At 51.2% G+C, this 14820-nt stretch carries 6 protein-coding genes; 1 reads left to right on the plus strand and 5 read right to left on the minus strand.

Features of this window, described 5'->3' with window-relative positions:
* The first annotated feature begins 1 nt into the window (after position 1).
* Positions 2–1135, plus strand: a complete 1134-nt coding sequence (locus MKX75_RS20600) for a bifunctional cystathionine gamma-lyase/homocysteine desulfhydrase (protein WP_339166591.1) — start codon at positions 2–4, stop codon at positions 1133–1135.
* A 307-nt stretch (positions 1136–1442) separates the two neighbouring features.
* Here MKX75_RS20600 and MKX75_RS20605 read toward each other — a convergent pair whose 3' ends face one another.
* From MKX75_RS20605 to addB, 5 genes are all read right to left on the minus strand, one after another.
* The gene (locus MKX75_RS20605) at positions 1443–1787 is read right to left on the minus strand and encodes a hypothetical protein (RefSeq protein ID WP_339166592.1); all 345 of its coding nucleotides are present in this window, start codon (positions 1785–1787) and stop codon (positions 1443–1445) included.
* A gap of 361 nt (positions 1788–2148) precedes the next feature.
* The gene (locus tag MKX75_RS20610; RefSeq protein WP_339166593.1) at positions 2149–5568 is read right to left on the minus strand and encodes an SMC family ATPase; all 3420 of its coding nucleotides are present in this window, start codon (positions 5566–5568) and stop codon (positions 2149–2151) included.
* Positions 5565–6749: an exonuclease SbcCD subunit D gene (locus tag MKX75_RS20615; RefSeq protein WP_264928872.1), complete on the minus strand. Its 1185-nt coding sequence runs from the start codon at positions 6747–6749 to the stop codon at positions 5565–5567. Before MKX75_RS20615 ends, MKX75_RS20610 begins: the two co-directional genes overlap by 4 nt.
* A 54-nt stretch (positions 6750–6803) precedes the next feature.
* Complete coding sequence (gene addA / locus MKX75_RS20620) at positions 6804–11222, minus strand: helicase-exonuclease AddAB subunit AddA (protein WP_339166595.1); 4419 nt, start codon at positions 11220–11222, stop codon at positions 6804–6806.
* Positions 11219–14722: a helicase-exonuclease AddAB subunit AddB gene (gene addB / locus MKX75_RS20625; RefSeq protein ID WP_339166597.1), complete on the minus strand. Its 3504-nt coding sequence runs from the start codon at positions 14720–14722 to the stop codon at positions 11219–11221. The genes addA and addB overlap by 4 nt, the downstream gene beginning before the upstream one ends.
* Positions 14723–14820 lie beyond the last annotated feature (98 nt).

Raw genomic sequence — 14820 nt, forward strand, 5'->3', positions numbered from 1 at the left:
CATGAGAGCAAAAACAAAGCTAATTCATGCAGGAATTGTTGGTGATCCACACACTGGAGCAGTGAGTGTACCTATCTATCAAGTAAGCACGTATGAGCAAGAATCGGTTGGCGTACACAAAGGATACGAGTATTCACGTACTGGCAACCCTACCCGTCACGCGTTGGAAGAAGTCATTAAAGAGCTGGAGGATGGCGTTCGCGGTTTTGCTTTTAGTTCAGGAATGGCTGCGATCCACGCTGTACTGTCTTTGTTGAAGACTGGAGATCACGTCATTCTGACGGATGATGTCTACGGCGGGACTTACCGCATTTTCACCAAGGTGCTGAATCGTCTGGGGATCGAGTCTACCTTTGTAGATACCACCTCACTACAGGCACTGGAGCAGGCTTTGCAATCCAATACGAAGGCCATTTATGTAGAAACACCTACCAATCCGTTACTGAAGGTCACCGATATTGCTGCTGTAGCGAAATGGTCGAAACAACATGAGTTGCTGTTCATCGTGGATAACACGTTCAGTACGCCTTATTGGCAAACCCCGTTGGCTCTGGGGGCAGATATTGTACTGCATTCTGCAACGAAATATATCGGCGGTCATAGCGATGTTGTGGCAGGACTTACGGTTGTCAACAGCGAGCAGCTTGGAGAAGACCTGCATTTTATTCAAAATGCCATTGGCGCTGTTCTGGGACCCATGGATTCATGGTTGCTAATGCGAGGTCTAAAAACATTGGGACTACGGATGGAAGCGCAAGAACGCAATACAGAGCAGATTGTGACATTTTTGAATCAGCATCCGACCGTGAGCAAGGTGTATTATCCTGGGTTGCCCGACCATCCGCAGCACAAGCTGGCATCCACGCAAGCCAGAGGATATGGCGGTATGGTTTCCTTTGATGTAGGCAGTGCCGAAAAAGTAGATGAGGTGTTAAGCAAAGTCCGTTATTTCACATTGGCTGAAAGTCTGGGTGCGGTGGAGAGTTTAATTTCTGTACCTGCCCGAATGACGCATGCTTCCATTCCCTATGAACGTCGGCAAGAATTGGGGATCACGGATGGTTTGATTCGTATCTCCGTCGGGATCGAGGATGTTGAAGATTTACTTGATGATTTGAAATCTGCATTAATTTAAGGGAATTTTAAATGAAGTCTATGCTGGCCATCAATCAATTCTTACACTAATTAGGCTCCAAAAAGGTCATGCCTTACAGAAGTTCGCTTCTGCAAAGGCATGACCTTTTGGATATTCGGTATGTTGCCACTTGTATTACAATGACTGTCGCAATACATCAGGCTGGACTCCATATGTGATAAGACCGCTATATTTCATACTCTACAGTATCCATGAATGAAACATATTTATCCTAAACTTGTTCTTTTCAGAGATTTTATAAGATGCATGAGAATGAATCACTGTCGTTATATCTGATTTTCTAATTTCAATAGTACGGTAAAAGAGTTAACGCCGTAAGCGCAAATAACGGGAGCACCAGTCGGTTAAAACGTCTACGGCCATAACCATAATACGGATAAGGAGTAGGGTACCCGTATCCCGGATAAAATCCGCGGGTATGACCTATTGGGTAGTTCGCTCCCGGCATTGCATTTGGAGCCCAGTTCGCATGATTCACCATAGCTTCTGTTCCAACGGGAACCGCCAGATAAATCATTTCATCATCCACATTTTCCATAATGCCATCGTAGTGCATACCGTCATTCATCTGTACACATACATAACGGTGCATGTGTTCCTTACAGATTTTCTTCGCTTCCACCTTTTCCACTTGCCAACGCCTCCTCGATTCTGCTCTTGATCACCTTTTCATGGTATTCAGGACTGGGCGAATTGACACTACGGGAAGAAAGCAAAAAAAAGAAGCACCCCGTGAGCGGCTTCCTTGGAAGGCTGCTGCGCGGACATCTATTCAGGAAACGTCCTGATCAGATGTCCGCCGGGGTACTTAAAACAAGTTTGTCGGCTTAACTGTAGTATAACAGCGGGATGAACCTGTATCTGTGATGTAACTCACTCCGCTATGTTATAAAAGCAAGAAAAGAAATATTTTTACAATAAGATTCGGTAATATTCAGTTGCTTGGACTATAAGAGGCGTTTCTATCATTTGTATCACTTACACGTTGCCCTCTACAGGGTCTCCAAGACCACCCGTGAGCCGTTTCCAGCTTCACCTGCCGGGATCACCACAAGCTTGCGTGGCAAGCGTGCACGAAGTTCAGGCACGTGACTGATTACACCGACAGCCAATCGGTCGTCATGCAGTTTTTCCAGCGACGTAATGACGGTATCCAACAATTCCGGGTCAAGTGTACCGAACCCTTCATCCAGGAAGAAGAATTGAAGCGGGTACTGACCTCGCAGCTGAATCTGGGCCGACAGCGCCAGGGCCAGTGACAATGAGGTCAAAAACGTCTCGCCACCGGACAACGTCGATACCGGTCGTTTGACTCCCCCGTTGGCATCATCACAGATCACAAAACCACCACCAGAGTCTACCTCCAGTGAATAACGCTGTTTGGTCAGGAAGCGCAGACGCTGAGATGCCGCGTGACTAACCTGCATCAGTTGTTCTTCGGCAATATACTCGACAAAAGCATTGCCTCTGAACGCAGATTGCAGTTTGCTGAGCAGCTCACCTTGACGGCTTACCTCCACCCGCTTGTTCTCCAGTTCGGTCCAGCGAACATGTCGCTGCTCCACATCCTCCAGATCACGTTCTGCGCGTGCTTTGGCACGAAGGGCAGCTTCATCCTCAATCCGAACCTGCTGCAATCGTGCTGTGCATGCTAACCACTGTTCCTCCGATACGACTGCACCACCCAGCTTCTGTTCCAGTTCACGTAATTGGGATACCAGCTCACGCTCACGTTCACGGTGCTGCTGGATCTCGCCTGCCAGTCGTTCTGCTTCCTGTGATGGAATCGCCGCGGACACAACGGCATCATCCGAGTCAAACGGGGATTTTTCCAACAATTGCTTCCACCGTTCCTGTGCCTGTTGCAAATGTTCTGTGGCCGAGGTGGCTGCCTGCTGAGCCATAACGTCTTTCTTGGCTGATTCCTGCTTCAGCGTGTCCGCCTCTTTGAAGCGTTGTGCCGTGTCCGAAGCTGTTTTCCGCAGTCCATCCAGACGAGCCTGAGCCGCAGCAATCAGATCTTCTACCCGCTGCTCCCCAACCCACTGGCGCAGGCGTTCTTCCTTCTCGGCGAGCTGTTTGCTATTGCCCTGCCACTGCGTTTGCCACTGGATCAGTTGTTTGTCCAATTCCACCAGCTTCTGCTGGAGAGATTGAATGATCTGGTCTTTTTCCTCAAGGAACGTCACGCTTTTGTTCAGACGTTCCTTGATGTCTTCGGCGCGCGCATCGCGCTCCTGCATCGCCTGATAGAGGGCCTTGGCCTCCTCCTGAGGGATGCCTGGCAGTTCTGTGGCCCAGCGGCCCTGCAAGGCAGCCGCTGCCGCCTCGCTCTCGGCCAGCTTGCGCTCCGCCTGGACGAGCCCGGCACGGCCGGCCTCCTGCGCAGCTGCCGCTTCCATGCGGCGCTGCTGCGCGCCCACAGCCGCCTGCTGCAACGCGGCGGCTTCGGCCTGGAGCGGCGCTGCTGCCGCAGCCAGCGCCTGCGCGGCTTCGCGCAGCGCAGCGGCACGCGATGCCCAGCCTGCCGGGGAGCGCCCGTGTTCGGGCGACCCGGCGGGCTCGGGCTCCGCTGCCGCAGGCGCGGCCTCGGCTGCGGCCGGAGCTTCGCCGGCCGCAGCGCCAAGCTGCGTCAGCAGGCTGCGACGTTCGTGCAGCTGCTGGCGCAGCCCAAAGCGCAGCTCCTGCAGCTCCGCGTGCAGGCTGCGCAGCAGTTCCAGGTCCGCATCGGCTGCGTGCGGACCTTCTCCCGGCGGCGCAGCCGGGAGTGGGTGATGCGGCGAGCCGCACACCGGGCATGGCTCGCCGTCACGCAGCTCGGCGCGCAAGGCGGAGGACAGCCGATGCAGCTCCTGCTCACGCATCGTGCCACGCAGCTGTTCCTCCGCAAGGGCCAGCAGGCTCTGTTCGCGGCTGATGTCCTGCTCACAGGCAAGCAAGGCCTCAAGACCTGCTGACGCCTGTTCTACCAGATGCTGACGCTGATTACTCAGGCGTTTTTCTTCCTCAGCCGCCCCCTTCAGCTTATCGGCTCCCTGTTCTGCCGACTGCTTATAGGCTTGCATGTCAGCTTTGTTTTGCTGCAATTGCTCCGCGGCAGTATCCACACGATGCTTCAGTTCAAGCGCAGCCTGCAGCTGTCTGCGCTCCTCTGACTTCACTTCATTTGGCTTGAGGCTCTCCTGTAGTTCCTCACGCCGTTTGCGTCCACGCTGTTGCAATTCCTTTTCTTTCTCAAGCTGCTGTCCCAGCGCAGTCTGTTCGCCCTGACCCTGTTCCAGCAGCTGCGCGAGGCGCGAGCAATCGGCTTGAAGTCCGTCCCGTTCCCGTTGCAGCTCTTTCGCTTGTTCCAGTTGTTCCAGGCGCAACAGCAGTTTCGGTTCTTCCTCGGCCATTTGCGAACGTGCCGTCTCGGCCTTCTCCGCTTCCTGAACAGCCAGACGCTCATGTTCCAATGCTTGCTGATGAGCTGTCTCGGCGGTATCCTGCCGCTGCTTCTGCGTAAACTTGGCATCTCGAACCGTCTGCAACGCAGGCAGTATTGCATCTGCCGCAACAGATTGTTTCAGCCGTTGTTCACCTGCCTCAACCTGTGGTTCCAGTGCTTTCAGCTTCTGCTGTTCATCTTTCCGGGCCTGCCGTTCGTTACTTAGCTCACGGATTTTACACAGCTGTTCGACTTCCTTCGTAGCTTCATCCAGCGCTTTGCGAGACAATTCAGACTGTTGAACTGCGGTTTGGAGAAGACGTTTGGTTTCTGCCAGTGTCTCTTTGCTGGCATTACCAAGTCCCTGTTGCTCTGCAGCAAGAGATTGGTGAACCATATCGTTATCCTTGACCCGCCGACTTAATTTGATGGCCAACTGATCCCCATACTTCTCCAGATGGAATAATCGTTGCAGCATCTGGCGACGTTCACTGCCTTTGAGTGACAAAAACTCGGCAAACTTCCCTTGCGGAAGTACCACTGCCCGTGTAAAATCATCCATCTTCAAACCGATCACATCTTCAACGCAGCGATTCACATCTGCCAACTTGTCGGCAAGTACCTGCTCTTCGCCATTGACTGTCTCTATGAATTTGCTAATCGTGTTACTAACGGACACTTCATTATTCCGTTTGAAACGTCGCTCTACCCGGAACCTTCGAGTTCCTTCCGCTGACATCAGTTCGAATGTAAAAGCAACCGACAGCGAATCTTCTGCATGATTCATAATGCCTTGTGTACCGTTCACCGCACGTTCTACTTTTCCGTACATGGCGAGTGTGATGGCATCGAGCAAGGAAGATTTACCACTGCCCGTAGGACCGAAAATACCGAATAGACCCGTCTCCGTCAGCACGGTAAAATCAATTTCCTGCATCTCCCGATAACTTTGCAGTCCGGCAACTTTTAATAAAATGGGCTTCATCTTTCCTCGACCTCCTCACGCACACCCGGCTCGTCTTCATCCACAAGTTCCAGGAAAAGCTGTACCAGGCTGTCTTCAGGTTGTGCACCACCCGTCTGGCGCTGATAGAATTTACGGAACAGTTCATGTACCGGTAGCTCGGATCGTTGCTCCAAAAGCCCTGCTGCAGCCATCTCGGGGTACACGGGGCGAATATGAATAATACCCTCATGTGATTTTCGCAACTGCTGAATCTCCTTCAGCGACATCGCCTCGTCCAGCCACACTTCCATGTCGATAAAAGCCTGCGGATCACGTCCCTCGTCCAGCCAGCGATATACTTCTGCTAGACCACCACGTGCCTGCCAACGCACAAGCGGACGCCCAGACGTTAACAAGACTTCCTCTACCTGTGCAGCTCCACCCGGTGCCAGATCGACCATCGTGACAGACTTACTCTGCCCCGCTTCCGAGAAGCTGTAGGCCAGCGGAGAACCGCTATATCGAATCACTCCGTCTCCCTTGACAGCCTGTGCACGATGAAGATGCCCAAGCGCTGTGTATTGCGCACCAGTCGATAAAGAAGAAGGGTCTACCGTGTATGCCCCACCGATCTGAATCGGACGTTCCGAATCACTCTCAAGTCCACCGAGCACATAGATATGGCTCATGGCCAAGTTCACGGTATCCGGGCGAAAAGAAGCTGCCAGACGCTGCATTAACATGCCCACCCGGTGACTGTATGCCTGACGAAGCACATTTTCGTCCCCATCCGTGGTCAGCAATTCATTCAATCTGGCTTCAGAAGGATAAGGTAATGCGGCAATCTGTGCAGTTTCTCCGGTTCGCTTTGCATAGATGGTTACCGCTTCTGAAGTAGGCATCCCTACGAGTGTAATGCCCTGCCTGTTCACCAGTGGAGTTACAGAAGCCACCCGCTCTGGCTGATCATGATTCCCTGCAATTACCACGAGAGGTCTTCCATGCTCCGTCAGACGTGCTGCCGCTTCATAAAAAAGTTGTTCCGCCGCTGCGGGAGGATTCACGGAATCATACACATCTCCGGCCATCAATATGGCATCCGCCTGCTGCTCATCAGCCACCCTGACAAGTTCATCAACGAAATCTTCCTGTTCACGCAGTCGGCTTCGTCCTTCCAGCGTTTTTCCCAAATGCCAGTCCCCTGTATGCAAAATACGCATTGTCCGTTCCACCCCTCTCCCATTTGATATACATGGTTTTGAATTCCGATCTTTTTATAACTTCACTGCATGTCCACCATCAAAAAAGTACAGCCACTTCCGGTCAACTTTCCGTCCCAATATATCTTCAATGGCCCTTCCATACAGCTCCAGCTGGAAGCCATAGTTTTCCGTAAGTGTACGCAGTCCACCGCGATGGTCCAACACCCGATCCGTCTTGTAATCGAGCAACACAAGCTCACCGTCCACCTCATACAGACAGTCAATAATTCCCCGGACCAACACCGTTTCATCTTCAATGGTGGCCTGCATTTTATTTTCTTCATCTACAGTCTGGATTTCTGATTGCGTAGACTGCACATGTAGCCATTCCACAGGGGACTGATGTGCCGGAAGTCCATACACAAACGGGATCTCCCGTTTTACCCACGCTGCACGCATTAGCTCTTTACCTGGTTCTGTATCGAAAAATCCGACCAGCTCTTCGAGTTCGATAGCCTCCACGTGGTGGGGCAGCAAAATCTGAAGCTCAACCAATCGCTGAGTGGTCTGCTCAATAAGCTGTGAGTCAATGGCCGATTCATCTACAGGAAGATGTTGCATCAACGTATGATACACGGTCCCCCGCTCTGTCCCTGTCAATTGCTTCTCTCCCATAAATTTGGGACGACGCAGATGCAATTTGAATGACGTACCCGCAGATCCCGCATCCGAAACATTAACCGTACCGTTTGAATCTGACCCTGATCCGGTCTCACGCTCGTTAGATTCACCAGATACGCCACGTAGTACATGACCTGCTTCATCTTTGGTGTAATTGCTTCCTGGGGTGTTGTGATTCAATAATGTCTCGGATTGTTCTCCCAGTTCCTCCATCACCTCTACGGACTGGATGTCCTGCATCGCAAGTAACGTTTTCAACTCAGTAACAGATGTGCTGGCTGCCACTTGAGTTGCTGCTTCATAGGGGTACGTCCACGAAAGCCGTTGATCAACCTCGCGAATCAGCCGTGTCTCCACTTGTTGAAGAGCTACTGTATCTGCACCTTCATCTCCAATGTTTTGGTTAGCCGTATCTTGTGCACTCTTCGTCAGCTCTTCTACAGTTGCGGATATAACCAAATTCACAGGCTGAACTGCTTTTAGTGCAGCAATTCGTTCTTTCCGCACCTCAGTCATCCCGTCTTCTTCCCCAAGTGTCTGATCCACCACATGGTCACGAGACACCTGATCGGCAGAAACAATAGAAATCGCCCATCGTGATTGATCATCTGCAAGACAGGCTGAGAACGAATCATTGCTTCCTGCAAGTTCTCGCAGCACAGCCGCATCTGGATGTCTCATCAGGGATGGCCCAATCCAGTCCAGGTAGCTCCGCCCTGCAGCAAGCAGATAGTCTGGCAATGCCAGTTCAGGGCTGTCCTTGACCTGAGACCACGCCAGCGCTTTTTTCGAGGCATCTTTTACGGTACCCAGCAGAATCATTTTCTCTTTGGGACGGGTCAACGCAACATACAGCACACGCATCTCTTCAGCAAGCAGTTCAAATTGCGCACGACGACGAATCGCCAGATTGGCTAATGTAGGATAGGCAACCCGATTTTCACGATCTACAAACCTCGGGCCAAATCCCAGTTCCTTATGCATTAGAAACGGTGCGTTCAGATCCTGCTGATTGAACATCTTGGATATGCCACCGACAAAGACAATTGGAAACTCCAAACCTTTACTCCGGTGAATCGTCATGATCCGTACGGCGTTGTCCTGCTCACCAGAGCTACTTGCTACAGTCCCGAGGTCTCCCCCGTTTTCCCGCAGTCTGGAAACATAGGTCAGGAAACGGAACAAGCCGCGATTCGCAGTTGATTCCTCATATTGTCGTGCGCGATCGTACAATGCCTTAAGATTACTTTGACGTTGCAGTCCTCCTGGAAGACCACCAACCCAGTCCAAATAACCGGTTTCCCGATACATACGCCAGATCAGTTCACTTAAACTGCCTTGTCTTGCCTCAAGTCTCCACTGCTGCAATTGACGCATAAAACGAATTAACTTTTGCTGCAGCTCCGAGCCTGAAATCTCCGTTATGTCCATATCTTCGCTTGCCTGTCCAGTAAAACCAGCATCTTGAACTCCATCTCTATGCACATCGAATTCGTGTACATCGTCCAGAATCTCTGCCTCAACAGAAGCTGCTGTTTCCCGCTGTCCTTGTTCCATCTCTGACCAAGCTTCCGGCCACTGCAACTGGACGATATTGGAATCAGGATGATTATCCTGCCGGGATTGTTGTACGGCATTAGTGGAAGTATCGCCCCATTCTCCAGCAGCCGATATAACTGCATCGTAGAATGACTGTCTTTTGTCACCGAGCCGAATCTGTGCCAGTTCTTCTTCATCCAGTCCTACAATCGGGGAACGAAGCACGGAAGCGAGCGGGATATCCTGCCTTGGATTATCAACAAGCTGAAGCAGAGACATCATGATTTCCACTTCCGTAGCCTGGAAGTAGCCCTTGCTCTGCTCCCCTCCAGCAGGAATTCCCTGCTGCCTGAATTCCTCAATCATGAGCGGAGCCCACATCAAGGTTGAACGCAGCAAGATGACCATGTCACCGTAACGTGCCGGTCGCATCGCTTTCAGGGCTTTGTCATATACATGGAGGGCAGGTTTGTCCGTATCCCCAACCATCTCACGAATCCGCCTCGCGATCGCCCGCGCTTCCAACTGGGCCGTTTCAAGTTCGGCACTCTCCAGTTCTGCGGAGACCGATGAATCCCCGTTCTCATCCGTACTCTCTGTCAGATCAGGACCACCGCCCTGACGATCAATTAGCATGAGCTCAGGTGTATATGCCTCATCGCCAAGCGTCTCTGACGGGAACGTAGCCCCATATGCCAGTTGAGCTCGTTCATCGTAAGCAATCTCTGCTACGCCTTCGTTCATGAGTTGCCGGAATATCATGTTAACCGAATGCACAACTTCCGCTCGACTGCGGAAATTCCGCGCAAGATCAATACGTTGACCTGTACGATGCAGACGATCTTCATCATTTACGTTCTCACGTGTGCTCGCTCCATATTGACGATACTTGTTCATAAACAGACCCGGCTCAGCCAACCGGAAACGGTAGATACTCTGTTTGACATCACCTACCATGAATCGGTTACCCGGGTTTTCTCTCGAGATCAGCTTCACGATATCTTCCTGAACCGTATTGGTGTCCTGATATTCATCGAGCAACACTTCATCGAATCGCGAACGGTACTCCATAGCCGCGTCGGAAGGCATCGACAGTTCAGGCGTCGAATCCTCATGTCGCAAAATGTGAAGGCAGTAATGCTCCAGATCACTGAAGTCAACTTGCCCACGTTCCAGTTTGGCCTGTCGATAACGTTCTCCAAATGTACTAACCAGCCTCGACAGTTCCTGCATGAGTGGTGCCGCCTGCTCCAGTTCCTGCCAGAACGAAAACGCAGTTCTTCCGAACAATGAACCTTTCAGGTCGGTCACTGCCTTTTTCGCAGCCTCACGGAGTTCCTTCACCTGATCCTGTAAAGCTGGGTCCGTCTGATCTTTTTTGCAGGGTTTCAGTTTGCCGAATGCAGCGGGTTGAAACACTTCTGGCAACCTTTCCCATGGAATAACTTGGACCGCAGACAACAGCTCTTCTACCATCAACAGGTCTTCTTTTAACGTATCTGAATAAGGTGCCGGACCTTCTGGCTGCATGGAAATATGGATACCTTGACGGAGCAGTCCTGCTGCACCACTTAAAGCAAGAGCCGCATCACGCAAAATACTCTGAACCCATGCTGAATGTCCAAGCGCCTCCACACTTTCCACCTGAAAAGCGGATGCCATCTCTGAGAGCCAATGATCCGGCCAGGAGTGACTGCGGGAGAAATCATACAACCGTTGCACAAGTCGATGCATGGCATCATCGTTTCGTTCTCCACTGAACCAGTCCACCAATTCGCGGAATGTACTACCTTCATCTTCTTCACCGTACTTTTCCTCAAATAGTTCTTCAAGTAGTTCCTGGCGCATGATTTCCGCTTCATTTTCATTCAGGATACGGAAAGCCGGGTTCAACGGAATTTGCTGATAGTACCGGCGAATGACTTCCATACAGAATGAATGCAATGTTGTAATAGATGCCCGCCCAAGCAGGGACAGCTGCTTACGCAAATGTTCTTCCCCAGGCTGTTCTTCAAGCGCACGTTCCAGCGCTTCCCGAATACGTTGTTTCATCTCGGCGGCAGCCGCTTTGGTAAATGTAGCTACAAGCAAGCGATCCACACTGAATCCTTGGGAGGGATCTGCAATCTTGCGAATAATTCGTTCAACCAGCACGGCTGTCTTGCCTGATCCCGCCGCTGCGGCAACCAGAATGTCTTCTCCGCTTTCGGAGATGGCACTCCATTGGTCATCACTCCAGAAGCTACCTTCCGGTTTTGGCATATTCGTCATGATGTTTCCCCTCCCTTGGTGTGAGATAACATATCCCAGATTTGCTGTTTGCCCGGTTTGGACAACAGATTATATTCATTTCCCTCAATATTCTCATCAAACTGACAAACAGGCTTATACGGACAGAAGGTGCACGCCACTTCCTGCTGAATACGATAAGGCTCAATGGCCACATCCCCATCCGTAATTCGGGTACCAATCTCACGGATATTACTGCGAACCGAAGCAAGCAGCGTATCCCATTGCTCTGGCGTAGCTACAGCGGCGCTGCTATAAAAACTTCCGTCTGCCTTAAGGGCAACCGGAATAATGGCTGAATACCCCTTATCCAGAGTGTTATCCATTTGAGCAATTGCGTCCCGATCCGCCAGCAGCAAACCTTTCATTTTGAACCGTTTCAGCAGTTCTTGTCCGGCCTGCTCCGATGTCATGCCGTTTGCGGATTGCAACAGCGGGTTATGCACATGGAAATACAACGTTCCTCCCGGCATCGCCGTTTCCCCAAGCCATTCCTCGGCAGCACTAAGCAGCACCTCCAGATAGGTGAGCATTTGCAATGACAGACCATAGTACACTTCATGTAACTTGAGGTCCGTCTGGCTTGATTTATAGTCAATGACACGCAGGAGCAGACCATTCTCGCCTTCTGCCACATCCACACGGTCAATCCGACCCACAATTTCCATCACACAGCCGTTCTCCAGTTCAAAACGGAGTGGCGGCAGCGGTTTATCCGGTCCAAAATCAAGCTCCAGCCCAATCGGTTCGAAGCTTCCGCGTCTGGACTGTTCCCCGAGAATAACGGATGCCCGGCTAACAATGTCCTTCAATTTGCGGAAAATATAACCGTATCGCTTGGTGCTGAGCAAAATCTCCCCTTGCAGCTGTGGTGCAATCTGCTCCACGGTTTGCTCGGCTTCCTGGCGGCATTGGTCTGGAGTCAAGCTGCCCCAACTACGATTTTCTTCACGCAACCGCATAGCCAGCTGGCTAAGTGCAGCATGAAACAGTTGTCCGATATCAGGAGCCTGAAGGCGATACAATTGCCGTTCTTTGAGACGCAGCCCGTGCGAAGCAAAATGGGAGAACGGACAAGCTACGAACCGCTCCATTCGCGAAACACTCGTCCTTACCTCTGTGCCATACAATCTGCGACTGGTAGCTGTACGTAGTGGTAATGCCCGATTACGATAAAAGATTGATCCCAGCAGTTGCTCCAACTGAGGTCTGCTTGTCTCCCGAGATGCATGCCAGTTGTAGACTGCCCACCACATTTCAGGAATGTCTTCTCCGCGGCGCCATTTGCGCAATTGTCCAATGAGCGCAGACAAACTCTGCCCTGGATGTGTAACATAGGACCAATGAGCTTCTTCCGAGTTCGCAACCGGTGGTTGAGCAAGCAATGGCTGTTCTTGTAAACCAAACATTTTCCGTACATGGCGGACAATCTCGGAAGGAAGCAGTGCTTTCCCCTCATCATCAGCAACCGGGTAACTCAGCCACAACTGGCTGCTTGCCGCTGTAAGTGCCGTATAGATCAGAAAACGTTCATCCAGCATCTGCCTTGTTGCACCTGGTCCAAGCGCCACGCCTCTTTCTGTCAGCAACGATCTTTCCAGCTCCGTTAATACGCCATCATCCTGAGGTACGGCGGGCAATTCACCATCAACTGCACCAAGGACAAATACGTATTTGATGTCCTGAAGACGTGTACGGTCCATGGAACCGACCAATACCTGATCCAGTGCTGGAGGTACCAGACCCAGCTTCAGTTCGGTCAATCCGGTCTCAATCATCCCGGCAAACAGCGTGATATCCAGCCGTTCATTCCCCATCATATCGACCATCTGATCCAATAGATCCAGCACAGCTCCCCACATCTGCCGATGTTCTCTCGAACGTTCGGGATCTCCCTGAGCTTTAGCTTCAGCAGACATATGTTCCAACTTCCAAGGAATTTCGGCATCTTCCAGCAGTCTGTATAATGCTTCGCATTGGGCTTTGGCTGTCTTTGCCTTTTTCATTCGTTTCTCAAAAGCACCCAAGGAATCTGTAATGACCGTTCGACAACTCTCCATTAAAGAAAGCATTTGGTCCCGTCCTCGACTACGGCCATCCTGACCGTTATCTTCCAGTGATAAGCTAGGAACATACTTCCACGGTTTGCCGTCAGTCCAGCGATATCCATGAATACCACAGGCCAGTGCATAATTCTCAAGCTGGTCCATATCTTCACGGGTTATGGAACCATCACGCGGAAGCAACAGATCCGTTTTGACACAGCGAAATACATCCTCGTAACGCCAATGGCGACGAACAATATCCAGTGCGGAACGGATAAACTCAGATAATGGATGATGAAGTTCATTTCTTCTGCGGTCCAGAAAGACGGGTACGCCATAATCCCTAAATAGCGGTTCAGCTATATCAGCGTAGGTATCCAACTGGCGGACAAGTACCGCCATATCCCGATAACGCGCACCTTCGTTTTGTGCCAGGCGCCGCATCTCACGCAGTGCTCCCTCCATCTCAGCTCGACGGTTCTCCGCTGCAACCAGGCGGATTCCGGAATCAAGGCCATCACTTTTCCACCGAATTCGGCGGTCGAACCCAGCCTCTAGATGAGCAAGTCCTGGACGATCCCTGTATCTCGGTGGAATCTCTGAATCTAGCACAGTTATATCGCTCGGTACACCCAGTTCTTCAGCCATTCCTTTCAGGCGCGCGTAGGCACTCGCTGTGGGATAAAACAATTCCAGTTCTCCAGGCAGCGCACCGTGATCATATGGACGATCCAATGTCAGTGCAATCGTCACGGAAGAGGACTGCAACATGAGTCGACCAATCACACTCATCTCCTGTGGCGTGAATCCCTGAAAACCATCAATCCAGATCTGGGCATCCTGCAGCAATGCACTTTCCGACAAACGCTCTGTCAGCTCGGTCAACGTGTCTTCATCATCAATATATAATTGGGTCAGTTCCTGTTCATAGTCACGATATATTAGATTCAAGTCATGCAACTTGTCCTCCAGAATCGGCGAAGTGGATGAGATATTCCCTCCAGACAGCCCTTCTTCCAGCAAGGATGGATCAACTTCATAACGTTTAAATTCACTATATAAGTCATTTAATTCGCCTATAAAACCCAGCTGACTGCCGGATGCACCAAACAGCTTCAATTCTTCCTTACGGCGCTGGATGACTTTGTATAGCAGCATCTTCTTGCCTTCGGCTCCGATCGGAATACGAGCAGAACCGCCGGCTTCCTGCATTACGCGGTAGGCTAACCGGCGAAAGCCAAGCACTTCTGCGCGCATTGTACCTTTAATTGCTCCTGAAGACACCAATGATTGCTCCGTTCGAAAAGAACTCTGTTCCGGAACAAGTAAAATCAAAGGTTTACCTTGCGGCTCCTTTTGCAGCAGGGATGTAATTTCCCGGGTAATCAGCGAGCTTTTGCCGCTGCCTGCCCGACCAATAACAAAACGAACGGACATGTCTAATCCTCCAAACCACACGTACAAGATTTTAATTCCCAGTATAACATATCTGACTTGGTTCGGAACATACGTTTGCCACTATCCGGTAAAACCGG

The organism is Paenibacillus sp. FSL R5-0341, assembly GCF_037975235.1.
Taxonomy (GTDB): domain Bacteria; phylum Bacillota; class Bacilli; order Paenibacillales; family Paenibacillaceae; genus Paenibacillus; species Paenibacillus amylolyticus_A.